Annotated in this window: 24 protein-coding genes; 15 read left to right on the top strand and 9 right to left on the bottom strand. The window is 68.0% G+C overall.

Annotated elements, in window-relative coordinates:
• On the bottom strand, positions 1–489 hold a 489-nt coding region (locus A5780_RS01840; protein WP_231982797.1), incomplete at its 3' end, for a helix-turn-helix domain-containing protein.
• Positions 490–595: 106 nt separating this feature from the next.
• Positions 596–1,852, bottom strand: coding sequence for a DUF445 domain-containing protein (locus tag A5780_RS01845; RefSeq protein ID WP_063016254.1), 1,257 nt, complete (start codon positions 1,850–1,852; stop codon positions 596–598).
• Positions 1,853–2,170: 318 nt separating this feature from the next.
• On the opposite strand from A5780_RS01845, the gene A5780_RS01850 reads away from it, so the two are divergent.
• The 3 genes from A5780_RS01850 (at position 2,171) to A5780_RS01860 (ending at position 5,703) form a co-directional block, all read left to right on the top strand.
• Positions 2,171–2,893: a TetR/AcrR family transcriptional regulator gene (locus tag A5780_RS01850; RefSeq protein WP_030516152.1), complete on the top strand. Its 723-nt coding sequence runs from the start codon at positions 2,171–2,173 to the stop codon at positions 2,891–2,893.
• A gap of 99 nt (positions 2,894–2,992) precedes the next feature.
• Complete coding sequence (locus A5780_RS01855) at positions 2,993–4,435, top strand: AarF/ABC1/UbiB kinase family protein (protein ID WP_064907560.1); 1,443 nt, start codon at positions 2,993–2,995, stop codon at positions 4,433–4,435.
• A gap of 20 nt (positions 4,436–4,455) precedes the next feature.
• Positions 4,456–5,703, top strand: a complete 1,248-nt coding sequence (locus tag A5780_RS01860) for a trans-acting enoyl reductase family protein (RefSeq protein WP_030516150.1) — start codon at positions 4,456–4,458, stop codon at positions 5,701–5,703.
• Between the two features lie 31 nt (positions 5,704–5,734).
• On the opposite strand, the gene A5780_RS01865 is transcribed toward A5780_RS01860, so the two are convergent.
• Positions 5,735–6,661 carry a diiron oxygenase gene (locus tag A5780_RS01865; RefSeq protein ID WP_063016250.1) on the bottom strand — a complete coding sequence of 309 codons (927 nt, stop codon included), beginning with the start codon at positions 6,659–6,661 and terminating at the stop codon, positions 5,735–5,737.
• A 163-nt stretch (positions 6,662–6,824) separates the two neighbouring features.
• Between A5780_RS01865 and A5780_RS01870 the strand changes: the two genes are divergently transcribed.
• The 8 genes from A5780_RS01870 (at position 6,825) to A5780_RS01905 (ending at position 12,078) form a co-directional block, all read left to right on the top strand.
• Positions 6,825–7,148: a DUF4873 domain-containing protein gene (locus tag A5780_RS01870; protein ID WP_064907561.1), complete on the top strand. Its 324-nt coding sequence runs from the start codon at positions 6,825–6,827 to the stop codon at positions 7,146–7,148.
• A complete protein-coding gene (locus tag A5780_RS01875) occupies positions 7,145–7,780 on the top strand; it encodes a class I SAM-dependent methyltransferase (RefSeq protein WP_064907562.1) in 636 nt (211 codons plus the stop codon). The genes A5780_RS01870 and A5780_RS01875 overlap by 4 nt, the downstream gene beginning before the upstream one ends.
• 139 nt (positions 7,781–7,919) lie before the next feature.
• Complete coding sequence (locus A5780_RS01880; RefSeq protein ID WP_063016243.1) at positions 7,920–8,306, top strand: hypothetical protein; 387 nt, start codon at positions 7,920–7,922, stop codon at positions 8,304–8,306.
• A 1-nt stretch (position 8,307) separates the two neighbouring features.
• Positions 8,308–8,880: a hypothetical protein gene (locus A5780_RS01885; RefSeq protein ID WP_063016241.1), complete on the top strand. Its 573-nt coding sequence runs from the start codon at positions 8,308–8,310 to the stop codon at positions 8,878–8,880.
• Positions 8,880–9,605: an ESX secretion-associated protein EspG gene (locus tag A5780_RS01890; RefSeq protein WP_030516144.1), complete on the top strand. Its 726-nt coding sequence runs from the start codon at positions 8,880–8,882 to the stop codon at positions 9,603–9,605. Before A5780_RS01885 ends, A5780_RS01890 begins: the two co-directional genes overlap by 1 nt.
• A gap of 55 nt (positions 9,606–9,660) precedes the next feature.
• On the top strand, positions 9,661–10,509 hold the full coding sequence (locus A5780_RS01895) for a PPK2 family polyphosphate kinase (RefSeq protein WP_063016239.1): 849 nt from the start codon (positions 9,661–9,663) through the stop codon (positions 10,507–10,509).
• A gap of 220 nt (positions 10,510–10,729) precedes the next feature.
• The gene (locus A5780_RS01900) at positions 10,730–11,515 is read left to right on the top strand and encodes a thioredoxin domain-containing protein (RefSeq protein ID WP_227462677.1); all 786 of its coding nucleotides are present in this window, start codon (positions 10,730–10,732) and stop codon (positions 11,513–11,515) included.
• Positions 11,512–12,078: a vitamin K epoxide reductase family protein gene (locus tag A5780_RS01905; RefSeq protein WP_064904464.1), complete on the top strand. Its 567-nt coding sequence runs from the start codon at positions 11,512–11,514 to the stop codon at positions 12,076–12,078. The genes A5780_RS01900 and A5780_RS01905 overlap by 4 nt, the downstream gene beginning before the upstream one ends.
• On the opposite strand, the gene A5780_RS01910 is transcribed toward A5780_RS01905, so the two are convergent.
• Together A5780_RS01910 and A5780_RS01915 are read right to left on the bottom strand one after the other, a co-directional pair.
• Complete coding sequence (locus tag A5780_RS01910) at positions 12,079–13,191, bottom strand: S1C family serine protease (protein ID WP_064907563.1); 1,113 nt, start codon at positions 13,189–13,191, stop codon at positions 12,079–12,081.
• A gap of 82 nt (positions 13,192–13,273) precedes the next feature.
• Positions 13,274–14,005: a ZIP family metal transporter gene (locus tag A5780_RS01915; RefSeq protein WP_063016284.1), complete on the bottom strand. Its 732-nt coding sequence runs from the start codon at positions 14,003–14,005 to the stop codon at positions 13,274–13,276.
• 143 nt (positions 14,006–14,148) lie between these two features.
• On the opposite strand from A5780_RS01915, the gene A5780_RS01920 reads away from it, so the two are divergent.
• Positions 14,149–15,201: an NAD(P)-dependent alcohol dehydrogenase gene (locus tag A5780_RS01920; protein WP_030516138.1), complete on the top strand. Its 1,053-nt coding sequence runs from the start codon at positions 14,149–14,151 to the stop codon at positions 15,199–15,201.
• Here A5780_RS01920 and A5780_RS01925 read toward each other — a convergent pair.
• A complete protein-coding gene (locus tag A5780_RS01925) occupies positions 15,179–16,576 on the bottom strand; it encodes a hypothetical protein (protein WP_064907564.1) in 1,398 nt (465 codons plus the stop codon). The two genes, A5780_RS01920 and A5780_RS01925, sit on opposite strands and share 23 nt — an antisense overlap.
• A gap of 115 nt (positions 16,577–16,691) precedes the next feature.
• On the opposite strand from A5780_RS01925, the gene A5780_RS01930 reads away from it, so the two are divergent.
• Positions 16,692–17,255, top strand: a complete 564-nt coding sequence (locus A5780_RS01930) for a TetR/AcrR family transcriptional regulator (protein WP_063016231.1) — start codon at positions 16,692–16,694, stop codon at positions 17,253–17,255.
• A gap of 56 nt (positions 17,256–17,311) precedes the next feature.
• Here A5780_RS01930 and A5780_RS01935 read toward each other — a convergent pair whose 3' ends face one another.
• Complete coding sequence (locus A5780_RS01935; RefSeq protein ID WP_064907565.1) at positions 17,312–18,199, bottom strand: SMP-30/gluconolactonase/LRE family protein; 888 nt, start codon at positions 18,197–18,199, stop codon at positions 17,312–17,314.
• Between the two features lie 565 nt (positions 18,200–18,764).
• Between A5780_RS01935 and A5780_RS01940 the strand changes: the two genes are divergently transcribed.
• Positions 18,765–20,396: a GMC family oxidoreductase gene (locus A5780_RS01940; RefSeq protein WP_063016227.1), complete on the top strand. Its 1,632-nt coding sequence runs from the start codon at positions 18,765–18,767 to the stop codon at positions 20,394–20,396.
• The gene (locus tag A5780_RS01945; protein WP_063016226.1) at positions 20,393–21,892 is read left to right on the top strand and encodes an aldehyde dehydrogenase family protein; all 1,500 of its coding nucleotides are present in this window, start codon (positions 20,393–20,395) and stop codon (positions 21,890–21,892) included. The genes A5780_RS01940 and A5780_RS01945 overlap by 4 nt, the downstream gene beginning before the upstream one ends.
• A gap of 73 nt (positions 21,893–21,965) precedes the next feature.
• On the opposite strand, the gene A5780_RS01950 is transcribed toward A5780_RS01945, so the two are convergent.
• Together A5780_RS01950 and metE are read right to left on the bottom strand one after the other, a co-directional pair.
• Positions 21,966–22,163: an antitoxin gene (locus A5780_RS01950; protein WP_051757293.1), complete on the bottom strand. Its 198-nt coding sequence runs from the start codon at positions 22,161–22,163 to the stop codon at positions 21,966–21,968.
• A 132-nt stretch (positions 22,164–22,295) separates the two neighbouring features.
• Positions 22,296–24,623 (bottom strand): 5-methyltetrahydropteroyltriglutamate--homocysteine S-methyltransferase, encoded by a 2,328-nt coding sequence (metE, locus tag A5780_RS01955; protein ID WP_063016224.1) that lies wholly within the window; start codon positions 24,621–24,623, stop codon positions 22,296–22,298.
• Between the last annotated feature and the right edge of the window lie 195 nt (positions 24,624–24,818).

Consider the following 24,818-nt stretch of genomic DNA (forward strand, 5'->3'; position numbering starts at 1 on the left):
GTTGTGGGTGCCTCGATTGTTGTTACCGCCGTTGTTGTTCCCCCCGTTGTTGTTCCCTCCGTTGTCGTTCCCCCCGTTTTCGCGGCGGAACGATTCGTAGATGTCCAGGAGCACCTGCTTCTGCCGTTCCGTGATGTCGGTATCGGCCAGCAGTGCGTCCCGCACCGGGCTGTGCTCTCTCTGTTCGAGATAGCCGGCCCGGACGTACAAGACCTCCGAAGACACGCGCAGACCCTTGGCGATCTGCGTGAGTACCTCGGCGGACGGGTTGCGCAATCCGCGCTCGATCTGACTCAGGTACGGATTGCTCACCCCCGCCAGCTGTGCGAGCTGACGCAACGAGACCTGAGCGGCCTCCCGCTGCGCCCGGATGAAGCCTCCGATGTCGTGCGCCGCGTTGGCTACGCGACCCACCCGGTCTCCGGGAACCGCAGACGTCTCTGCGGTTTCCCCCGTGTTCCGATCAGAAACCTCTGGTTCCTGTGCCATCACACTGCTCACCTTCCGGCGGTTGTACGGTCGATTCTAAATGAGGGTGCTAACTCTTGCAAGCACCCTTGTTAGCACTATTTCAGCAAACTTCGGGCAGCGGCCGTCAGAAGCCTGGGAAGAGTAAATGGGATACGGCGTAAATCGCCAGGCCGGCAAGTGATCCGACCACCGTTCCGTTGATCCGGATGAATTGCAGATCGCGCCCCGCCTGCAATTCGATCTTGCGACTCGCCTCCTCGGCATCCCAGCGGGCAACCGTGTCGCTGATCAGGGCCGCGATCTCGGAACCGTAGTTGGCGACGAGATATCTCACACCGCGTTCAACCCAAGCGTCCACTTGTTTTGTCAGTTCGGGTTCGTCGACCAGACGCTGACCCAACTGCTGCACATTCTCCGAGATCTTGCGGCGCAAGGTGCTGTTCGGATCGTCGGCCGATTCCAGGATCATCCGTTTGGCCGCACGCCAGGTCGCACGCGCCATTCCGGTTATTTCCTCGCGCCCCATGATCTCGGCCTTCACCCGCTCGGCCTTGGCGATCATCGCCTCGTCGTACTGCAGATCGCGAGCGAAATCCTCGAGAAATCGGTTCGCCGCCATTCGCACTTCGTGATCGGGTTGTGAGCGAATCTTCCAGGTGAATTCCACCAATTCCCGGTAGATCTTCTCCGAAAGCAGGATATTGGCGAATTTCGGCGCCCACGACGGGGCGTCACGCATGACGATCCGGTCCAGGGTCTCCTGACTCGCCAGCGCCCACTGGTGGGCGCGTTCGGCCAGCAGATCCAGCAGCGGCTCCTGCCGGTTCTCGGCCAGCAGTTCGGCGAGCACCCGCCCGATCGGCGGCCCCCACTGCGGTTCGGCGATGCGCTTGACGATGGTCTGGTCGATGACCTGCTCGACATCGGAGTCGCGCAGCGCGCCGATCACCGCACGCAGAATGGTCGACGACTCCTCCGACACCCGCGCGGCGTGCCGGAAATCGGCCATCCACGTTCCGAGGCGCAACGAGATCTGCGCCGAATTCACCTTCGTCGCCACGGTGTCGGGCGAGAGGAAATTGGTGCGGACGAAATCGCCCAGGCTGGTGCCGAGCTGATCCTTCTTCTTGCGGATGATCGCGGTGTGCGGAATGGGCAGGCCCAGCGGATGCCGGAAGAGCGCCGTGACCGCGAACCAGTCCGCCAGCGCGCCGACCATGCCGGCCTCCGAGGCCGCGCGCACGTAGCCGACCCAGCTGCCGCCGATACCGTTCGAGCCGAGCCAGCAACAGACCAGATAGACGACCGTGGCCGCCACCAGGAAGCCGGTCGCGACCATCTTCATCTTGCGCAGATCGCGTTTCTTCCCGGATTCGTCCATCAGGTCGGCGAACGAAGACGGTGGTCCGGGCGCGCCCCGGGCCGAGGACCGTGTGGCATTTCCCACTCCCGCCCGGGTATCGGGGTGCGCGTTCGCTTCCGCCAGGACGGGGGCGCTGCCGGCAGATTGCTCCATATCCCCATTCTGGCCGGAATATCGGCGTCGCCGGCGTGCGCCCGCTCACCCCGCGCCCGCGCCCGCCTCCGGCGAACGCCCCCGAGCCGAGAGCCGGGCCACTCGGCGAACCGGGAACATCACCTCGGCGAAGGACTTAAGCTGGTGGTGCCCTTATCCCCGGATCCAGGAGTCCCCTCGAGCATGACCACACATCGTGCCGCGAGCGCTGCCGTCGACTCCGCTGCGGTGCGCCCCGGCCGGGTGGACGGTCGCAAGCGGCGCTGGCACCAGCACAAGATCGACCGCAGGGAAGAACTCGTCGACGGCACCCTCGCCGCTATCCGCAAACGCGGCGGCGATGTCGGGATGGACGAGATCGCCGCGGAGATCGGCGTATCCAAAACCGTCCTCTATCGCTACTTCTCGGACAAGTCCGATCTGACCCGCGCCACCATGGAACGGTTCATCGAGACCACGCTGATGCCGCGGATCTACGAGGCGATCAGCGACGACGCCGACGAATATCAGCTGGTCCGCAACACTCTGGCCGCCTATGTGCACACCGTCGAGGCCGATATCGACGTCTACCGCTTCATCATGGGCAACGGCTCGACCACCGACAAGTCCAGCCTCGCCGATTTCGAGAAGCTGTTCGCCGACGTGGTTTCGGTGGTGGTGCAGACCAAGGCCTTCGATCGCGGCGTCGACACCGAGGGCGTGCTGCTGTATTCGTACGTGATCGTCGGCGGTGTGCAGCTGGCCACCGACTGGTGGATCAGCAACCGTTCGATGTCGGCCGATCGCATGCTCGACCATCTGGCGATGATGGTGTGGAGCGCTATCGAGGGCATGGTCCGGGCGGGTGGTTCGCCGGAGAAGTTCAACGCCGTGCCGCACGAACTTCCCGAGGCCGACCTGGGCTGATTCGCCCGCGAAGGAATCCGTGCTCGCCGTCTCTGGGCCGACGGCTCGCGCTTGGCTACGCTGAAGACCGGCCAGGCGGGGCATCAACGGAGGTCATCAATGGCGAAAGAGCTGCCGACGTCGCGGCTGGCGCGGGGGACGAAACTGGGTGTGGCCGTCGCCGGCAACGTCTTACGTGCGCAGAAGACCCGCCGTTCCATGCGCGGACGCTCCGAAGCGGTGCGCGAGCGGATGGCCGAGGAGTCGATGATCCGCGCCACCGAGCAGATGGTCATGGTGCTGGGCACCATGAAGGGCGTGGCCATGAAGCTCGGCCAGATGCTCTCGGTGCTGGATCTGGATCTGGTTCCGCCCGAACATCGCGAGCGATTCCAGCGCCGGCTGGCCGTCTTGCGCGACAGCGCGCCGAAGGTCTCCTTCGACACCATGCGCGGCGTCATCGAGAAGGATTTCGGCCGCACGCTCGAGGAGCTGTTCGCCGAATTCGAGGACGAACCGATCGCGGCGGCCTCCATCGGCCAGGTCTACCGGGCGCGACTGCACGACGGGCGCGCGGTCGCGGTGAAGGTGCAGTATCCGGGCATCGATACCGCCGTGCGCGCCGATCTGAAGAATCTCGCGATGTTCCGCCGCGTCCTGCAGTCGGCGATGCCGTGGGTGACGCCGGCGGTCCTCGACGAACTGCGGCTGAACCTCGAGAGCGAACTGGACTACGTGGCCGAGGCGCATACCCAGCGCGAGGTGGCCGAACTGTTCGCCGACCATCCGTTCATCGTGGTCCCGGCCACGATGCCCGAGCTGTCGAGTACGCACGTGCTGGTCAGCGAGTATTTCCCCGGTCGCAGTTTCGAGGAGATCCGCCGATTGCCGGAGGCCGAACGCGACCGGGTCGGCGAGATCATCTACCGCTTCTACGTCGGTTCGCTGTTCACCTTCAACGAATTCTGCGGGGACCCGCATCCGGGCAATCTGCTGCTCGGCGAGGACGGCCGGGTCGCCTTCCTGGATTTCGGGCTGTTCAACCGGATGGATCCCGAACACGTCCGGTTCGAGGCCACCTGCATCCGTGCGGCGGCCGAGGAACGTGCCGAAGATCTGCGCCAGTTGATGATCGACCACGGCATCATCGATTCACCGGAGGAGATCACCCCCGAGGACTGTCTGGAGTATGTGCTCGCCGCGTGCGAGTGGGCACTGATCGACCAGGACCTGACCATCACCCCCGAATTGGCCAGCGGCGCCTTCGTGCTGGCGGTCGATCCGCGCGCGAGTGAGTACGCCGGGATGAAGCAGCAGAATCTGCCGCCGGAACATCTGTTCTCCCGGCGTGCGGATTTCCTGACCTTCGGGGTACTCGGCCAGCTGGAAGCGACCGGGAACTGGCATCGGATCGCCCGCGAGTGGCTCTACGGTGACGACCCGGTGACCGAACTCGGTAAGCAGCACCACGCCTGGCTGGCCCGGCGCGGCCTGCCGCGCAAACCTGCCAAGCGCGCCGCGCCACGCAAAGCCGCCGGCGGAAAACGTACCAGCACAAAGTAATCGGCCACCACGAGAATGGGATGGGCATGACCGACAGGGAATTCGACCTCGTACTGTTCGGCGCGACGGGGTTCGTCGGCCGGCTGACCGCGCAGTATCTGGCCGAGGCCGCGCCCGCGGATGCGCGTATCGCCCTCGCGGGCCGTTCGCCGGAGAAACTCACCGCGGTGCGCGACGAACTCGGCGGCGGGGCGGCGATCTGGCCGCTGCTGGTCGCCGATTCCTCCGACCAGGCGGCACTGGACGCGCTGGCGGCCCGGACCAAGGTCGTGGTCACCACCGTGGGCCCGTATCTGCGGTACGGCCTGCCCCTGGCCCAGGCCTGCGCGAATGCCGGCACCCACTACGCGGACCTCACCGGCGAGCCGCTGTTCATCCGCGAATGTATCGATCGGTTCGGCGAGCGGGCCGCCGAAACCGGCGCGAAAATCGTGAATTCTTGTGGCTACGACTCGATTCCGTCGGATCTGAGCGTTTATCGGCTCTACCGCCGGTCGGTCGAGGACAACACCGGGGAGCTCACCGACACCACCCTGGTGGCCTGGCTCAAGGGCGGCGCCAGCGGCGGCACCATCGACTCCGGGCGGGCGATGATGGAGGCTATCGCCACCGATCCGGCCAAGGGTTCGGTGCTCTCGCACCCGTATTCGCTGAGCCCCGACAAGTCGATGGAACCCGATGTGGGCCGGCAGTCCGATCAGGCTCTCTCGCGCGCCTCGGCGATCGACCCCAGCCTCGACGGCTGGGTCGCCACCTTCGTGATGGCCGCGCACAACACCAAGGTGGTGCGGCGCAGCAACGGCCTGCTGGGCTGGGTGTACGGCAAGAACTTCCGCTATCGCGAGGTGATGAGCGCCGGAAGCTCGCCGGCAGCACCGCTGGTCGCCGCGGGTATGGCGGGCGGCATCGTCGCCACTATGACCGCCGGCGCCCTGCTCTCCCGCGTGTCGGTGGGGCGCCGGCTCCTGGACCGGATCCTGCCGAAGCCGGGCACCGGCCCCGGCGAGCAGGCCCGCCGTAGTGGCTGGTTCACCATGAAGACCTTCGCCGACACCACCTCGGGCGCACGGTACGTCTGCACCTTCGCCGGACAGGGCGACCCCGGCTATCAGGCCACCTCGGTGATGCTCGGCGAGGCCGGACTGTGCCTGGCCTTCGACGAACTCCCGGAATTGGCGGGCATCCTCACACCCGCCTCCGCCATGGGCGATCCCCTCACCGATCGCTTGCGGCGGGCCGGGATGACCATCGAGGTCGAGCGCGCCTGAACGACGGAAGAGCTTGCGGCGGCAGGCCCGTTCACAGATCGTCGGGCAGTGAACGGGTCAGCCGCCACAGCGCGTGCACCGCCGCGCCGTCGAGCATGCCGACCTCGTCGAAATAGCGCAGCATCGGCTCGGACAGGAAACTCATCGTCCGCCGGTACTGCGGGCCGGTGAAGGCCGCGGCGAATCCGCGCCGGGGGTCGATACCCACCGCGCGATAGACCTGCGGATTGACGAGCATCGGATACAGCACCAGCGCGAAGTAGGCCAGCAGGAGTTGATGCGGCAGCCGCTGCCACCGCGAACGCCGGGCCATCCCGCGCGCCAGCGCATCGCGGGCGAAACCGATGTGCCGCGCCTCCTCCAGCACGTGAATCCGCATCAACTGCCGCACATGCGGCTGAACAGTGCTGTCGGCCATGGCTTCTCGTTGACCGCGATCGAGGATCTCCTCGATAAGCAGCGTGCCGGCGTAGACGACCGGACCGATCGGGAAGTGTTCGGCGACCCGCAGCTGCATCCGGTTGAGCGCCACCGGCCGATACGGCGGTATTCCGGTCTTGTCGATGAGCCGCGCGAACATGATCGAATGGCGCGCTTCCTCGCTCAGTTCGGTGAGCGCGTACATCGCATGCTGCGAGGTCGGGTCGCGTGCGACGATGCGCAGCAGATACTTGCTGAGCAGCCCCTCGGCGACGATCCCGAACGACAGCAGGCTCACCAATTCGTGTTTGCCGAGTTCGATCCGCTGCTCGGCAGTGAGCCGATCCCACAGCGGAGTGCCGTAGAGCGAGATCCGGTGTTCGGGCAGCCACGCCTTGTCCGGGGCCCACGGCTGCTCCCAGTCGATGTCGATATCGGCGTCGTAGAAGTGTTCCGCCGACGAGCGAAGCAGCCGCTGGGCCACGCGCTCGCGCCCGTCGAAACCGTCCCCCGCGAGATTGTCGGTGTGCTGTGTCATCGGCTTCACCGTTCTGCCGCTACGCCGCGGCCGGCGCGTTGTCCGTGCTCACCGTCGGCGCATTTGCCGACCGATGTGAGCGGTGGCACACTCGATATTACCTATTACTCATTGTCACGGCTATAGTGCGGCAGGACCTGACGCGCAGCTCGGAAAGGCGATCATGCGGCAACCCGATGCGGATTATCTGGGGCCGGCCGTCGTCGTGCTGGGCGATCGGGAGTTCGCCGTCCGAGTGCGGCTGCGCGGCCATCGCCAGCCGATCGACGGCATCTACCGCTGGTACGGACGCGTCGATCCGGATTCGGCGCTGGATGCGGCGGCCGGCAACCGGAAGCAGCGCGTCGAGTTGCGGACCACCGAAGGCGCCGCGAACGCGATCCTCGGTGATCGCGACTTCTGGGGGCGACTGCGGCTCGTCGGGCACAGCGCACCGCCGTACCGGATCTCGACAGCAGACGACCTCGACGCGAGGATGACCCGGTGAATCTCGCACGCCGCACCATGAACAATCCGGTCTTCGCCCTGCTCTACGAGCGGGCGTGGCGGCCGACCAGCTTTCTACTGGCCACCGGGCGCACCATGCAGGCCGATCGCCGTGACGCGGTGCGGACCTTGCGCCTCGACGCGGGCGATCGGGTGCTCGACATCGCTTGCGGGCCGGGCAATTTCACCCATTACCTGAGTGAACATATCGGCGCCGGATACGCGGTGGGCATCGATTTCTCGGTGCCGATGCTGCGGCAGGCCGTCGCCGACAACTCCGGCCCACGGGCCGGCTACGTCCGCGGCGACGCTCGCCGGCTTCCCTTCCCCGACAACAGCTTCGACGCGGTCTGTTGTTTCGGTGCGCTGTATCTGATTCCGAATCCGCTGACCGCCGCCGCCGAGATGATCCGGGTGCTCGCGCCCGGCGGTCGCATCGCGATCAGCACCAGTCACCGCCCGCAGGGCTGGGTGGGCGAGGTCTCGAGCGCGGTCGGCGGGGCGGGCGGGCTCCACGTATTCGACCTCGACACGTTCCCGAAACTGTTCGCCGAATCCGGGCTGGTGGATATCGTGCAGGAAGTGCACGGCCTGCTGCAGTACGTCAGCGCCCGGGCGGCCGACGCCGCCTGAAACAGACAGCGCCACAGTGATTTACACATTTTTCGCGCCCATCGATGTGCGCATTCACAATGCGTCGCCACGCGCCCGGCGACCGCTGCTCCGGTAAGCTCGCTCGCGGGAAACTCTCGGGCGGAAGGGGATCATCACGGTGCCGATTCCGGAGACCGGCCAGCATCTGGCGCGCGAGTTGTACGCCGCGGCAACAGGTTCCGGAGCGGAGGTGTTCGAGATCGCCGAGGACACCGCGCGCAATCTCGCGGCGGCCTGCGACCGTCTCGTCGAGGATCTCCATGCCGCTCGCAGCAGCGGCGCCGTACCGACGGCGGTGCGCGGCTTCGGCGAACTCGCCTCCGGCCGGTCCCTGGCGCGCGGATTCTCCCGCAAAGGAGGCGAATTCCTCGACACCGTCCTCTCGTTCCAGCAGACGGCACTGCTGTTCAAGGCCGCCTATCTGGCCGCGGGGAAACACTTCGACGAGGCCGAGGCCGCCAACCGCGCGGCGCTGGCGCTGATCCGGCCCGAGCCGGGAGTGTGAGGTGACCGACGCATCGCATGTCGATCCGCCCTTCGTCGCGGATCGGGAGGTGTACGGCTCCTACAGCCACCGGCAACTGTGGGAGCTGGTGCACGAGACACTGGATCCGGCCGCGCTCGGTGAGGCGGCCGCGGCCTGGCAACAGCAGGCCGACGCCGTCGCCGCGGCGTTCCGGACCTTCGCCGAGGCCACGCACGCCGAATTCGAGCATTGGTCCGGGCGAGCCCGCGCGGCGGCCGAACCCGCGACGGCGGCGTTCGTCGAACGAGGCGCCGCCGCGGCCGAGGTCTGCGCCCGGCTGCGGCAACTGCTGGAGGCCGATGCGGAAGCGGCGCAATCCATTCGGGACGCCCTGCCCGCGCCGCGGGCCTATGTTCCGCTGCCCGACCCGGTCGCCGAGGTGGTGCACGGCGGCGCCCGCCGGATGACCCACGACGTCGCCGCCGCCGCGGCCCTGGCCGACGCCCGCGACATCATGACCTTCCGCTACAACAGCACCCTGGTCGCCTCCGGTGACCGGGTGCCGCGCTTCGTTCCCGCACCCCGGCCGGATTCGGGTGGGGGTCATCCGTAGTGAAGTGGGTGCTGACGCCGGACGAGTTCGCCCACGTCTGGGCCACCGAAACCGATCTCGACCGCCGTCCCTATCCGGTGAACATGATCCCGGAATCCACCGTGCGCACCGAATCCGAATATGCCGCACTGGGTTTGCGCACCCGCTATGCGCGCAACACGGATCCGGATCTCACCGCCGCACTGCTGCTGTGCACGCGGCCGGACGCCACCACGATCACCGTCTCCGGCCGGCGCTCCACACCGGCGGACGAGCCGGAACTGATCCTCGCCTTCGCCGCCGTCGTCCACCGGCACGCCGGGCTGCTGATCGCGCGGCCCGACGCCGTCACGGTCGCCGTCTGCCACGCGCGCGGGGTGGGCGAACGGCTGGTGGCCGCGATCGGCTCGGCGCCGGCGGGCACACGCGGGCCGATGCGCGAACCGCAGCACGCGGTGCTCGACATCGGGACCGACGCCCATCCCGGCGGCGATATCGACACACCGCAGGATCCGGGCGCCGCCCGCTTCCGCCGCACGCTGCGCGCCCCGGTCGACGCGCGCGGATTCATCACCGTCACCGTCGCACCCGACAATCCCATGTCGCCGCCGACGCGGCATCGCACCTGGCTCGACATCACCGGCGACGGACGTTATCTGCTCACCACGGCCGCCGAGCTGGTGCTGACCCCGGTCGACGACGCCGAATTCGCCGCACAGTTGACGAGACTGGCCGGAATCGGCTGACTCACGGGCACGATCACCGCCCGGCTGTCGGGGCCGCCGACCATACTCGACGGTTATGGCGAAATCTCCGTGGACCGAACCGCCCACCACCGCGTTGCGAGCCGCCGGGGTCCGGCTCGATTCCTACGACCTGTCCGCGACGCCCGGATTCACCGGCGACAAGAAACTCGGTGAGCAATTGCTGCCCGAACGCGGCCAGGTGCTGTCGGAGCTGCAGGAGATGCTGTTCGCGAACGGCCGCTCGGGTGACCACCGCAACCTGCTGCTCATCCTGCAGGGTATGGACACCGCGGGGAAGGGCGGCGTGGTGCGCCACGTGATCGGCATGGTCGACCCGCAGGGGGTGCGGCATGCCGCCTTCGGCGTTCCCACCGAGGAGGAACGCCGGCACCACTATCTGTGGCGAATCCGCCACCGGCTGCCGGCCGGCGGTCAGATCGGCGTCTTCGACCGGTCCCATTACGAGGACGTCCTCGTGGTGCGGGTGCAGAACCTGGTGCCGCGCGAGGAATGGGAGTCGCGCTACGACGAGATCAATCGGTTCGAACGGGAAATCACCGAGGCGGGCACGACGATCGTCAAGGTCGCGATGTTCGTCTCGCTGGAGGAACAGAAGCGCCGCCTCGGCGAACGGCTGGAACGCTCGGACAAGTACTGGAAGTACGACCCGAGCGATATCGACGACCGCGCGCTCTGGCCCGACTATCAGCAGGCCTATCAGGACGTATTGGACCGCACCGATACCGACCACGCGCCGTGGTTCGTCGTTCCGGCCGACCGGAAGTGGTTCGCCCGCCTGGCCGTCACCGAACTGCTCATCGATGCGCTGGGTGGTCTGAAGCTGGGCTGGCCCGCGCCGCAGTTCGATATCGACACCGAGAAGGCGCGGCTCGCCGCGAGCTGATCGGCACGGAGACGCCGGTCACCACCGCGGATATTTCGGCCCGAATCTCGGGGATCTCTCAGGTTGACCGGGAATCATGTGGTGCCGAGTGTGCCTCGTGCGGCCGCCCGCCCGCGATGCGGCACCGCGACGGCGTGGCGGACGGCCCGTACGATCGCAGGCGGCGCCCGGCCGCACAACACCGATGTCGCACACCGACACGTAACACAGGAAAGGCGTGGTGAACTCCGAGGTGAGCAAGAATCCGCGTGGGAAGAACTCGCTGACGGCGGTGCGAGGCGGAGATCGCACGCGCACGATCCTGATTCAGGTGGGTGTCGCGGCCGTGCTGATCGCGCTCATTGCGGCCATCGGCATCAGCATCGCCGTCAAACAGTCCAACAAGAACGACACCGGGCCGGTGCCCTCGGTCGCCGCGCAGCCGGCCTCGCCCGACGCGGTCACCGGCTCGATCACCGACCAGGGCGAGATCAAGATCGGCAAGCCCGGCGCCAAGGTCGACATCCGGGTCGTCGCCGACCTGCAGTGCCCGGCCTGCAAGATGTTCGAGACCGCCAACGCCAAGGCCATCGAGGACGCGGTGAACGCCGGCACGGCCAGCGTGCGCTACAACATCATCGCGTTCCTGGATCAGTCCTCGGGCGGCACCCGCTACTCCTCGCGCGCGGCCAACGCCGCCTACTGCGTCGCCGGCTCCGACCCGACCAAGTTCCTGCCGTGGCTGACCACCATGTACGAGCAGCAGCCCCCGGAGGGCGGCACTGGCCTGCCCGACGAGAAGCTGGTGCAGATCGCCCAGGCCGCCGGCTACACCGATCCGGCCGTGGCCGAGTGCATCACGTCGGACAAGTACGACAAGTACGTGCAGAAGACCACCAAGGACGTGCTCAACAGCGGCATCAAGTCCACGCCGACGGTGTACGTGAACGGTAAGCAGATCACCAGCTCGCAGCAGCTGATGCAGCCCGACGGTCTGCGCCCGGTGATCGAGGCCGCGGCCAAGTGATCACCGTCCGGCCCCGCCCCGCGTGGTTACTCCTGCTCGGCACCCTGCTGGGCTGGCTGGCCGCGGTGACGTTGACGATCGAAGACTTCAAACTGCTGAAGGATCCGTCCTACCGGCCGTCGTGCAGCATCAATCCGATCCTGTCCTGCGGCTCGGTGATGGCGACCCATCAGGCGTCGGTGTTCGGATTCCCGAATCCGATCATCGGCGTCGCGGGATTCTCGGTGGCGGTCACCATCGCGGTGCTCGCGGTGGCCGGTGTCGGCCTGCCGCGCTGGTTCTGGGGCGGGCTGTGGATCGGCCTGGTCGCCGGGATGGGCTTCATCTTCTGGCTGATCTTCCAGAGCCTCTACCGCATCGGCGCGCTGTGCCCGTACTGCATGGTGGTGTGGACGTTCACGCCGGTCTGCCTGGCGGTCGTCACCGATCAGCTGTGGGGTGGGGCCCGCGGGATCATGGGCATCGTCGCGCAGTGGCGGTGGACGATCGTCGTGGTCTACTACGCGATCGTGCTGCTGCTGGTCTTCCTGCGCTTCCAGGACTACTGGCTCTCGCTGTTCTGATCAGTTGGGCGGGCCGGCGGCCAGCGTCACCGCGAGCGTGCGGTGCGTGCCGTCCGGCTCGACCAGATCCAGCCGGATCACCTCGTCCGGCCGGCGCACGTTGAGCGCTGCCTTGAGCGTCTGCGCCGAGGTGACCGGTGTGTCGTCGACCGCGACGATCACCTCGCCGGAATCGAGCCCGGCCGTGAAGGCCGGCAGCCCGTAGATCGCCACGTCCACCCGGGCGCCGGTGGGTTTGGCATCGGAGGTCAGGACACCGAGTGTCGCGGTGGGGCCGACGTGGACCGTATCGGTCGGAATGCCGGTGCGGATCTGGCGCACCACACTCAACGCCCGATCGATCGGCACCGCGTATCCGCTGGCCTGCCCCTGCTGCCGGGACAGTTCTCCCGAGGCGGCGGTCACCACGCCGATCACCGCGCCGGTCCGGTCGACCAAGGCGCCGCCGGACTGTCCGGAGACCACCGGCGCGGCCACCTCGATCATGCCGATCAACGCCTTGCGCGACAGATCGGCGGTATCGCGCGCCACGATCGAGGCATCCAGCGCGGTGACCGTGCCCGGTGTCGCGGTCGGGGAACCGGTTCCGCCCGCATTGCCGATCGCCAGCGCCTGATCGCCCACCCGGACCCCGGCGGAGCTGCCGATGCGGGCCACCGACAGCGACGCCGCCCCGCTCAGCGACAGCAGCGCGATATCGGCGTCGGAGTCGTAGCCGAGCACCGTCGCCGGATAGTGCCCGCCGTTGCCGAGATCGCCGACGGTGATGGTCGCCGCGCCCTTCACCACGTGGTGGCTGGTCAAGATCTCACCGTCGGGACTGAGCACGATGCCCGATCCGGCCGCGCCCATCCCGCTGGGCCGGATCGACACGTTGATGTTCACCAGTTCGGGTTCGACGGCCGAGGCCACCGCCGCGGGATCCATCGGCGGCACGGGCGGCCCGAACAGCGCCGAGGTGGAGTGGCCCGCGGGCACCGCCCACCGTGGCAGATCCCCGCGGTAGCCCAGGAATGCCGCGCCGACCAGGGCCATGACGAGCACGAAGACGACCGTCGACAGCCACCCGCCGCGAGCCGGACGCGATTGCCGGCCCGAATGCTGCTCGTCCATCGCCGCTCCCGATTCTGCATGCCCGGGGTGGGCTGGCGGAGTTTGTGCTTTTATGTGTACCAAATCGGCGCGGCGCCCGGTATCAGTCCTGCAATGCCGCCACCGCGAACATCAACGCGGCACCGGCGATCGTGCAGAACAGCACGGTGCGCGACGGGCGGCCCGAATGTGCTTCCGGCAGAATGTCACTCGTTGCCAGATACAGCAGGAATCCGGCGAAATATCCCAGATACAGGCCCGCGACGTCGGGAGGCACCCGGATCACCGTGCCGATGATCGCGCCCGCCACCGGCGCCAGCGCATCCAGGAACAGCAGGGTCAGCGCCCGCCGCCGGGCATTGCCGTACAGCGTGGGAATGGTGAAGGCGTTGAATCCGTCGGCGAAGTCGTGCGAGATCACCGCGATCGCGACCGAGATGCCCAGCGCCGTGCCGGCCTGAAATCCGACGCCGATGCTCAGACCGTCGAGCATGCTGTGGAAGATCAATCCCCCGGTGGCGACCAGTCCGACCGACGGGAAGTCGTGGGTGTGGCGGCCGAAATCCTGCTCGTGCCCGATGTGGATCGCCATCTCGCGTTCGATGATGTGAATGGTGAAGAAGCCGATCACGGCCGCCACGAGCACGCCTGGCACACCCGAGACGACCCGGTCGGATTCGGCCAGGGCATCGGGGATCAGGTCGAAGGCGACCACGCCGAGCATGATCCCGGCGGCCAGGCCGAGGATCAGCCGCTTGCGCTCCCCGATGCGCGCGGCCGCCAACCCGCCTGCCAGCGTCGAACACATCGATATCAACGCCAGCACGATCGCCACCGGATCAGCATCCGATATCGGCGCGAGCCCGCCGAGCACATCCGACCGGCGGGTCGCCGGTGGTAGGTATGGCCCCCGCTCCGGTCGCGTCGCTCCAGGCGGGTGGTTTGCGTAGGCATCCATGCGGGGGTAGGCATGAACGCATGACGACAGCTGCCGCGTATTCCGTTTCCGCGCCCGACGGCCGGTTCACCAAGACCACCATCGAACGTCGCGCACTCGGCCCGCACGACGTGCTGATCGACATCAAGTACGCCGGCATCTGCCACTCCGACATCCACACCGCCCGCAACGAGTGGCACGGCACCAAGTACCCCTGCGTCCCGGGCCACGAGATCGCCGGTCTGGTCGCCGCGGTCGGCCCGGAGGTGACCGAGTTCTCGGTCGGCGACCGGGTGGGCGTGGGCTGCATGGTCGATTCGTGCGGACAGTGCGAGCCGTGCCTGGCCGGTGAGCAGCAGTACTGCGTGCGCGGCGCCACCATGACCTACAACGGCGCCGTCCCGGAGGAGATCCAGGCCGGCGGCTACACCCTCGGCGGCTATTCCAGCCAGGTGGTGGTGACCGACGGCTTCGTGGTGAGCATTCCGGAGGGCATCGGACTGGACGAGGCCGCGCCGCTGCTGTGCGCGGGCATCACCCTGTATTCACCGCTGCGGCACTGGAACGCGGGCCCGGGCAAGCAGGTGGCGATCATCGGCATGGGTGGGCTGGGCCATGTCGGGGTGAAGATCGCCGCCGCGATGGGCGCCGAGGTGACGGTGCTGAGCCATTCGCTGAGCAAAGAGGACGACGGCCGGCGGTTCGGCGCGCACCACTACTACGCCACCACCGACCGCCAGATCTTCCGCGATCTGCGCAACCGGTTCGACCTGATCATCAACACCGTCTCGGCCGATCTGCCGATCGACACCTATATGCGTCTGCTGAACCTCGACGGCACCATGGTGATCCTCGGCCTGCCCGAGCAGCCGCTCGCGGTGCGCCCCTTCACCCTCACCGGCAACCGCCGGTCGCTGGCCGGGTCGAATATCGGCGGCATCCCGCAAACCCAGGAGATGCTGAACTTCTGCGCCGAACACGGCATCGGCGCGGAAATCGAGGTCATCTCCGCCGACCGCATCGACGAAGCCTACGAGCGCGTGGTCGCCAGCGACGTGCGGTACCGGTTCGTCATCGACGCCGCCACCATGTGAATTTCGAGGCGACGCCGGCGTCCGCGCGCTCGGCGTCGCCGCCGGAGGGCGAAACCGCGCCGTCCGCGGATGGCGGAACCGAGCCGTCGCAGGATGGCGTTCCCGCGCGGCCGGCGGTGCGGTGCAACAACTCCGCGAGATTGCGGCGCACCCGGCCCATCTGGGCGCGGCTGTGATCGTTGGTGTCGTATTCCACCTGCACCGTCAGCCGCTCCCCCAGGGTGAACGCGGTCAGCTTGGGCGGCATGCCGGGCCCCATGGCGAGCAGGTTGTCCCGCACCAGCCGCACCCCCTCGGGGAGGATATGGTCCGGCACCCGCCCGATGTTCGACAGCGCGATACTGGGCTGTTCCGCGAGTATCCGCGCGGTGGCCTCGTCGCGAATGTACCGGCCCGCCAACGCCAGACGCGCGGGGTCGCGGCGCTCCAGGGCCGCGCGGACGTCGGCGTGCACCACCCTGCCCAGTTCGAACGGATCGGCGGATTCGGCCACCGCCAGTAGCGTGCCCCAGCCGGAGGCGCAGTTGAGGACCGTCTCGTCGGGCAGCCACGGATCCACCGCGGCCCGCATATCGGCGGCATAGCCGCAGACCATCGGCAGTGCGCCCACGACGCCCAGTTCGGCCCGGACCGCGGCCAGCGCACACCCGCTCAGCAAGGCGTTCACCCCGATCCCGGCCGAGCGCGCCGCGGCGGCGAAGGCCGCGGTCTCCTCCGGTTCCAGCTCGATCCGCTCGGCGACGAACAGACCGCGCCCCGACCCCGCCGTGCCGTCGCGCGGCAATCGCGCGGGCGGCTCACCGATGATCGTGCGCATCGCCGCGAGCAGTTCGTCGACCTCCGCCCCGGAGACGACCGCGGCGAGGCGCTCGTCGACCGCTTGCGGCAGTTCGTGATTCGCGCGCACCGGCAGCGGCGCCCCGCGGCGATGCGCGGTGTAGCGCCGCCACATCTCGTCCAGCAGTGCGAAAGACGAACGGCCGTCGGTGATTCCGTGATGGACGACGAGCACGATGCGGGTCCGGTCGTCCTCGCGGAACACCCGCGCGAAGAACAAGCCCTCGTCCCACGGTTGCGGCTGGTTGACGAAGTCGACGTATTCGATGTCGCCACCGGGACTTTCGATGGCCGCGGGGCGATAGCCCTCGACATGGCGAAGTACCGGCACCCCGGCGTCGTCGAATCGGCGACAGCTGAGCAGCGGATGCTCGGCGGCCAGTTCGGCCAGCACCGTGCGCAGCAGTTCGGTGTCGAATTCCCCTTCCACGGTCGACCCGATGAACAGCGCCATCCCGCCGACCGGCACGGAACCGAAGGTGGCGTGTTCCTGGAAGTAACCCGACTCGAAGGGCGATATCGGACGTTGCGTGACCATCTGGCACCTCTCGGACGATTCGGAGATCACACGGAGAACCATACAGCCGTTTCAAACACTTGTCACAAACATTTGTTTGAAACATTCGTCAGCGGGCGCTTGCTACCCTGCCGACGTGGGAACACGTGAGGATCTGCTCTCAGCGGCCAAACACTGCCTGGCCGAACGCGGCTACGCCCGGACTACGGTGCGTGATATCGTCGCCGCCTCGGGCAGCAATCTGGCCGCGATCAACTACCACTTCGGCACCCGCGACAACCTGCTCACGCAGGCCATGATCGAATCGTCCGCCGAGGCCGTACAGCAGATCCTCGACGCGCTCGCCGAGAGCAGCGAACCGCAACCGGCGCAGCGGCTGCTCACCTTCCTGGGGCGTCTGACCGCCACGTTCACCGAGCAGCGTGCGCTGTGGGCGGCCAATATCGAGAGTCTCGCGCAGGCATTGCATTCCGGTGAGGTGAAGGCCGACATCACGACCAAACAGCGCGAGGGCAAAGTAGCACTGACCCGAATGTTGTTGCCCGACAGGGATATCGAGGACGACGACGGCGGCCCGATCGGTGTGCTGCTCTGGACGCTACTCGACGGCCTGCTCGTCCAGTGGCTGCTGGACCCGAAGTCCGCCCCCTCGGCCGAGCAGCTCGTCGCCGGTCTGCGCACCCTCGCCCCGATGCTGTAGCCGCCGGCCCGGGCGCGGCCCGCATCCGGTCATCCGCGCCCAGGTCCCGGCGAACGTCACGCGCCGAGAACCACCCGAAGCACAGTGCCCGTTCCCGTGGTGACCAGCAGCGCGCGATCGTCGGTGGGGACCTTCGCGACCGAGGTGGCCGGCACGCCGAGGTCGGCGACCGCGCAGACCCCGCCGGTGGCCGGGTCGACGCGGACCAGACGACCGGTCGTGGTCGCGACGTACAGCATGCCGTCCGGACCCATGGTGAGATCGTCGGGCAGGGCGGTCAGCGGGAGCGCCCCGACAGTGACCGAAGCGACGGTCGTCTGCGACTGCGGAGCATCGACGGGGATGCGGACGATGCGACCGTCGAGGCTCTGATAGAGCGTCGCGTAGAGCGAATCACCCTGCAGCACAATGCCGTTCACCCCGGCTACCGCGGCGCGCGCGGTCCAGTCGGCGTCGACGGAACCGCCGGGCCGCACCTTCACCACTCCGTGTGCCGTATCGGCGACGTACAGATTGCCCGCGCCGTCGAAGGCCGCACCGTTGGCCATGCGGAGACCGGAGACGTAGACCTGCGGCGCCGGATGGTCGGCGCCGGGATCGAACCGCACGACGCCGGAGGAATGCGCCCCGGGCAGCAGTCCGGCCGACGAGTCACCGAAAACCACGTACAGCGCACCGTCGGGACCGAGCCGGACCGCACCGGGCGCGTCCACGGGCACCTCGGCGGTCACGTGCCCGCCGGAGTCGTAGCGCTGCACCACATTTCGGAAGACGCGCGAGACCCAGAGGTTCCCTCGAGCGTCGTAGCCGAGGTTCTCCGCGAAATCGAGCAGCGGGGCCTGGGCGGGCAGCAGCTGTTCCACCGACGAGGCCGGGCAGCCGGGCGCCTCGGCGTGAACCGGAGCGAGCGCGGACGGAAGAACGGCCGCAGCGCTGATCCACACTGTCGCGAGAACGCCCGCACTCGCGAGATGTCCGACGGGCCCGTGCGCACCGCCCCGGCCGCGCCGAGAGATCCGTCGCCGGCCACGGCGCGCACCCCGTGGGAACGAACCACCCATCACGGTCCTCCTGCCGTTCGCCGCCATACCGCGCAACCGTCTTCGCGGCGGGCATCGACGCCATCCCCGGTTCGCGGGTCCGGCCGAATCCTACGTGCCGTGATCCGGACACGCCCAGGCTCACGAATACCGAGCACCCCGCTCAGGAGCCGGCCGCATCACAGCGGAGCAGGTGGCGAGCGACCGACACGCGGTCGTCGGGCGCCGAGTAATCTGTAATCGCCTGTGTACCTTCATATTCGGCGGAAGCACTGCACTGCCTGTGCGCCCCGCCCGGACCCGCCGGCCCCGGCCGCGATTCGCTACCTCCGAACTCCGCTCCCGACCGCCGCACACAGCGTAAGGTCGACCCTGGAACCGGGCCCGGGACGGTCTCTGCCGCTATAACCGCAGGTCGGCCCCGTCCGGATCCGTGTCGGTGTTCGGCAACCGTGCTGGAGGTCCTCGCGTGCCCGACCGTGAATCGTTCGACTACATCATCATCGGAGCGGGGAGCGCGGGCTGCGTCCTCGCCCATCGCCTCACCGAGGACCCCCAGGTCTCGGTCCTGCTGCTGGAGGCCGGTCCCGACGACCGGGCCGACGAGATCAAGATACCGGCGGCGTGGGGGAAATTGATTCGCACCCAATGGGATTGGCGCTACGAGACCACACCGCAGAAACATCTCGGCGGCCGGCGCGCGTACTGGCCGCGGATGAAGGCGCTGGGTGGATGCTCGTCGATGAACGCGATGATCTTCATCCGCGGCAACCGCGCCGACTACGACGGCTGGCGGCGCGACTTCGGCGCGGTCGGCTGGAGCTACGAGGACGTCCTGCCCTATTTCCTGCGGTCGGAGACCAACACCGGCCTGCGTTCGCCGTATCACGGCACCGACGGCCCGTTGCACGTCGAGAACCGCCGCTACACCCACGAACTGACCGATGCCTGGATCGCCGCGGCCGCGGCCGCGGGCATTGCCCGCACCGACGATTTCAACGGCGCGACGCAGGAGGGCGTGGGCCGCTACCAGGTCACCCATCGCAACGGCCGCCGCTGGTCCACCGCCGACGGCTATCTGCGCCCGGCGCTGGACCGGCCGAACCTGACCGTGCGGACCGAGGCGCACGCCACCGCGCTGGTGCTCGACGGGACCCGCGCGGTCGGCGTGACCTATCGCCGCCACGGCAGCGAGCACACCGTGCATGCCGAGGCCGAGGTGCTGCTCTCCGGCGGTGCGGTCAATTCGCCGCAGCTGCTCATGCTCTCCGGTATCGGGCCCGCGGCGCACCTGCGCGAACTGGGCATCGAGGTGGTGGTGGACCTGCCCGGCGTCGGCGAGAATCTGCACGACCACCCGGTGACCCCCATCCTGTGGCGCACCCGCGGCGTCTCCGATCTCGCCGATTTCGAGACCCCGTTGCGGCTGGCGCAGTGGCAGGCGCTCGGCCGCGGGCCGCTGACCTCCAATGTCGGCGAGGGCGGCGGATTCGTGCGCACCCGGGAGGGACTCGAAGGTCCCGACATCCAATACCACGTCGCGCCGACGGCGTTCTACGACAACGGTTTTCACGAGAACATCGCGCCGATGTTCACCGCCGGGCCGACGCTGGTCGACGTGCACAGCCGCGGGCGGCTGCGGTTGCGGTCGGCCGATCCGCTGTGGAAGCCGGAGATCGATCCGGCCTACTTCTCCGACCCGCGCGATGCGGATGCCCTGCTCGCGGGCTGCCGGCAATTGCTCGAGATCGCGCGGCAGCAGCCGCTGGCCGCCCATCTCGACAGTTCCTACCTGCCCGAACGCGCCGACCGGATCGACGAGGACGGCTGGCGGGCCCACATCGCACGCTGGACCCAGACGCTGTTCCACCCGGTCGGCACGTGCGCCATGGGCAGCGGCGAGACAGCGGTGGTCGACCCCGAACTGCGCGTCCACGGCGTCAGCGGACTGCGCGTGGTCGACGCCTCGGTGATGCCCCGCATCGTCCGCGGCAACACCAATGCGCCGACCGTCATGATCGGCGAGAAGGCGGCCGACCTGATCCGCGGCCGCACCCCGTCGTCCAGCACCGGCACCGCTACCAAGGAGGCCACCCGATGACGACCGTGAACGAGATCGGTGAGATCGATACGCACGCCACCTTCGATGTGCACGATCCCGGCACCGGCGAGGTGGTGGGCACCTACCCCATCCACACCGAGGCCGATATCGAGGCGGCGGTGGCCCGCGCCCGCACGGCATACGAGTGGTGGTCGAGCCTCGACTACGGCGAGCGGGCCCGGCGCCTGGCCGGATTCGCGGGACTGCTGGCCCGCCGGATGCGGCAGCTGGCCGCGGTGATGCACGACGAGACCGGCAAGCCGTATTCCGATGCCGCGCTCGAGGTGGCGCTGAGCCTGGACCATCTGAAGTGGGCGGGCCGCAACGCTCCGAAGGTGCTGGGCCGCAAGAGCGCTCGGGTGGGGCTGCTCACGATCAATCAGGCGGCGTCGGTGGAGTACAAGCCGCTCGGCGTCATCGGCGTGATCGGCCCCTGGAACTATCCGGTGTTCACACCGCTGGGTTCGATCGTGTACGCGCTGGCGGCGGGAAATGCCGTGGTGTTCAAACCCAGCGAATACTCCCCCGGCGTCGGCCGCTGGCTGGTCGACATGTTCGCCGAGGTCGTGCCGGAACAGCCGGTGCTGCAACTGATCACGGGCGAAGGGGCGACCGGTGCGGCGCTGTGCCGATCGGGCGTGGACAAGATCGCCTTCACCGGCTCCACGGCGACGGCCAAGAAGGTGATGGCCGCCTGCGCCGAGAGCCTCACGCCGCTGGTCGCCGAATGCGGCGGCAAGGATGTGCTGCTCGTCGACGCCGACGCCGATCTGAACGCCGCGGCCGACGCCGCGCTGTGGGCCGGAATGGCCAATGCCGGCCAGTCCTGTATCGGCACCGAACGGGTCTACGTCCACGAGCGCGTCTACGACACCTTCCTCGACACCTTGGTGACGAAGGCGAAACAGCAACGCGCGGGCAATGATCCGGGCGCCAAGATCGGCCCCATCACGATGCCGAAGCAACTCGACGTGATCCGCCGCCACATCGAGGACGCCGTCGCGCGCGGCGGCCGGGCACTGACCGGCGGCGCCGACACCATCGTCGGACAGGTGGTGCAGCCCACCGTGCTGGTCGACGTGCCCGAGGACGCCCCGGCCGTGACCGAGGAAACCTTCGGGCCCACCCTCACCGTCGCGAAGGTGCCCGATATGGACACCGCGATCGCCCGCGCCAACGACAGCCGCTACGGCCTGTCCGCGGCGGTGTTCTCGAAGGCGCGCGGGCGGGAACTGGCCGATCGGCTGCGTACCGGAATGGTCAGCGTCAACGCGGTTTTCACGTTCCCGCAGATTCCGTCGCTGCCCTTCGGCGGTGTGGGCGACTCCGGCTTCGGCCGCATCCACGGCCCCGACGGACTGCGTGAATTCACGTACGCCCACGCCGTCGCGCGGCAGCGCTTCCCCTCGCTGCTCGCCCTGACGACCTTCGACCGCACACAGAAGGCCGACGACACCATGGCGACACTGATGGCGCTGCTGTTCGGCCGGCACTGATTCGCACAGCACGAAGGCCACGTCCGGCGCGAAGCCGGGCGTGGCCTTCGCCCCTGTACCACCTGTGCGTGGTCTACTTCTCGGTCTGCTCGTGCAGCGCCTTCTTCGCGGCCTGCTGCGCGGCGTCGACCTGCTTTTCGAACTTGCCGCCGGTCTGCTTGTCGACCAGATCGCCGACCTTGTCGATCACCGGGTCGAGTTTGTCGGCATTCTTGGCCGCCAAGTCGGCCGCCTTGCCGGCGGCATCCTTGAGCTGGTCGAACATACCCATGAGCGGTTCTCCTGATCTCGAAACAGTAGTCGTAGGCTAACGCACTCGGGGCGAGCGAATCTTCGGCAACAGCTGTGAGTTTCGCCCGGGTGGCGAACCACCCGGGCGATGCGGATTGCGCAGCGGCAGGAGCTATTCGGCCGCTTCGGCGCGACGCCGCACCCGGCGGGCGGCGGCGACCATATTGCGCAGCGAAGGATCCAACTGCCAGTAGTGGCGGGTCTTCAAACCGCCGTCCGGATTCGCCCACAGCCGCTGCGGGGTCACGGCTTCGGCTGCGGCGGTGAGCAATTCGTCGATCTCGTCGATATCCGGAATCCGCGCCGAACGGCTCTCGTACACACCCGGGCCCACGCCGTGGCTCAGGCCGTGCCCTTCCTCGACATCCTCGGTCAGCGCCTTGAGCACCCATTCCAGCGAGCGGGTCGCGACGATGGCGGTGACGTCGGCGTCGAGTTCCTCGATGGCACGCACGATTTCGGAGCGGGCCGAATAGGCGATATGGGTGTGGATCTGGGTGTCGGGCCGAACCCCGGAGGTCGCCAGCCGGAACGCGTTGACCGCCCAGCGCAGATATTCGGTGCGCCCGTCCGGCCGCAGCGGCAGCAACTCGCGGACCGCCGGTTCGTCGACCTGGATGATCGCCACGCCGGCCTTCTCGAGATCGGCCAGTTCGTCGCGGATCGCGAGCGCCACCTGATCGGCGGTCTCGTACAGCGGCTGGTCCTGGCGCACGAACGAGCGCGCCACCATCGTCACCGGACCGGTCACGATGCCCTTCACCGGCTTGTCGGTGAGCGACTGCGCGTAGGTGATCCACTCCACCGACATCGGCTTCGGCCGCGACACGTCGCCGTAGATGATCGGCGGCCGCACACACCGCGATCCGTAGACCTGCACCCAGCCGAAGTGGGTGGTCGCGAAACCGTCGAGCAGTTCGGCGAAGTACTGGATCATGTCGTTGCGTTCGTGCTCACCGTGCACGAACACGTCGAGGCCGATGTCTTCCTGCAGGCGGATGGTCGACTCGATCTCGGCCTCGATCCGCTTGCGGTACTCCTCGTAGGACAGCCGGCCTTCGCCGAGGTCGTAGCGGGCCTGGCGCACCGCGTCGGTCTGCGGGAAGGAGCCGAGCGTGGTCGCCGGAACCAGCGGCAGATTCAGCCGCTCCCGTTGCGCCTTCGCGCGCACCTCGTACGGTTCACGCTCGCGCATCTGCGGCGTGACGGCGTAAACCCGTTGCCGCACAGCGTGTTTCTGCTTGAAATGCACCGACGTCGGGCGCTTCGCCCACTTCGCCGCGGTCTCGCCGCCTTCCCCGCCCCGATGCACTTCGGTCAATGCCTTCGCCAGCGAAACAACCTCGAGCACTTTCTGTTTCGCGAATGCGAGGCGGTCGGCGACATTGCCCTCGATGTCGTATTCGACCAACAGGTCGTAGGGCACGTGCAGCAGCGTGGTCCCGGTGGACACGACGAGGTCCGGGCACACCTTCGACAGCGCGTTGAGGTATTCGAGGGTGACCAGCCGGTCGGCACGCCAGACGTTGGTGCCACTGATCACGCCGGCGTAGAGCCGCTTGCGCCGGATTCCGGGAATCTCGGCGAGTTCCTCGGGCCGGGTGCGGTGGCCGGCCAGATCGAGCCCGATCGCCTCCACCGCGGTACCCGCCAGAATCCGCACGGCCTCACCGAAATCGCCGTACTGGCCGGTGACGAGGATGCGCGGACGCAGCGCGGCCGTCGACAGTCGCTGGTAGGCACGCTCGAACGCGGCCAATTCCTCAGGCGTGCGTTCACTGGTGAAGCACGGCTCGTCGAACTGCACACAGGTGGAACCGCGCTTGGCCAGGATCTCGAGCAGCTGCTCGTAGACCGGCAGCAGCTTGTCCAGCAGGGTCAGCTTGTCGAATTCGGTCTCGCCCGGCACCTGCCCGGCCTTGGACAGCAACAGCAGCGACAGCGGGCCCAGCACCACCGGCCGCAGTTCGATGCCGCGGTCCATCGCCCGGTCCCACTCCTCCAGCAAAGCCTCGGGGTGCAGCGAGAATTCGGTATCGGCGTCGAGTTCGGGCTGACGGTAGTGGTAGTTGGTGCCGAACAGGCGAACCAGCTCCAACGGCGGCAGATCCGGCCGGCCGCGCGCCATCAGGAAGTAGAAGTCGAGCGGGTGCAACTCCTCGCGATACGGCTCGAACCGCTTCGGCACCGCGCCGAACAGCAGCGCGTTGTCGAGGATGTGGTCGTAGAAGGAGAAGGTGTTACCGGGTACCTGCGTCAGTCCGGTCGCGGCCAGCTCGGAGAACTGGGTGTCCTGGATGTCGCGCCCCACCGCGAGCAACTCCTCGCGCGAGAGGGTGCCGTGCCAGTACGACTCCAGTGCACGCTTGAGCTCCCGGTGCGGACCGATCCGCGGATAACCCAGGATGCTCGATCCGAAACCGTCGGTGACGTTGACCATGAGCGGGACTCCCTTTCGAGCTGCGGTCGAGGACCTTCTCCGCAGCCTATGCCTGTGTTGGTTGGCCTACGCTTCGCTCCGGCGGGTTCGCGGCACCCAGGGCTCGTCGTTCGGGCACCGCCGCTTGCTCTTTCGTCGCCTACGCAGCGGCACCCGAACGCCGCGCCGACCGGCTCCGAGAAGCCCGATCGTCAG

Origin of the sequence: Nocardia sp. 852002-20019_SCH5090214 (genome assembly GCF_001665865.1) — a bacterium.
GTDB lineage: Bacteria > Actinomycetota > Actinomycetes > Mycobacteriales > Mycobacteriaceae > Nocardia > Nocardia nova.

Excerpts from the sequence above, each read along its gene's own strand:
- A5780_RS01895 (WP_063016239.1), top strand. The coding sequence starts at position 9,661 with ATGGCGAAATCTCCGTGGACCGAACCGCCCACCACCGCGTTGCGAGCC.
- A5780_RS01870 (WP_064907561.1), top strand. The coding sequence starts at position 6,825 with ATGCGGCAACCCGATGCGGATTATCTGGGGCCGGCCGTCGTCGTGCTG.
- A5780_RS01860 (WP_030516150.1), top strand. The coding sequence starts at position 4,456 with ATGGGCATGACCGACAGGGAATTCGACCTCGTACTGTTCGGCGCGACG.
- A5780_RS01920 (WP_030516138.1), top strand. The coding sequence starts at position 14,149 with ATGACGACAGCTGCCGCGTATTCCGTTTCCGCGCCCGACGGCCGGTTC.
- A5780_RS01910 (WP_064907563.1), bottom strand. The coding sequence starts at position 13,191 with ATGGACGAGCAGCATTCGGGCCGGCAATCGCGTCCGGCTCGCGGCGGG.
- metE (WP_063016224.1), bottom strand. The coding sequence starts at position 24,623 with ATGGTCAACGTCACCGACGGTTTCGGATCGAGCATCCTGGGTTATCCG.
- A5780_RS01855 (WP_064907560.1), top strand. The coding sequence starts at position 2,993 with ATGGCGAAAGAGCTGCCGACGTCGCGGCTGGCGCGGGGGACGAAACTG.
- A5780_RS01865 (WP_063016250.1), bottom strand. The coding sequence starts at position 6,661 with ATGACACAGCACACCGACAATCTCGCGGGGGACGGTTTCGACGGGCGC.
- A5780_RS01945 (WP_063016226.1), top strand. The coding sequence starts at position 20,393 with ATGACGACCGTGAACGAGATCGGTGAGATCGATACGCACGCCACCTTC.
- A5780_RS01850 (WP_030516152.1), top strand. The coding sequence starts at position 2,171 with ATGACCACACATCGTGCCGCGAGCGCTGCCGTCGACTCCGCTGCGGTG.
- A5780_RS01950 (WP_051757293.1), bottom strand. The coding sequence starts at position 22,163 with ATGGGTATGTTCGACCAGCTCAAGGATGCCGCCGGCAAGGCGGCCGAC.
- A5780_RS01925 (WP_064907564.1), bottom strand. The coding sequence starts at position 16,576 with ATGGTCACGCAACGTCCGATATCGCCCTTCGAGTCGGGTTACTTCCAG.
- A5780_RS01845 (WP_063016254.1), bottom strand. The coding sequence starts at position 1,852 with ATGGACGAATCCGGGAAGAAACGCGATCTGCGCAAGATGAAGATGGTC.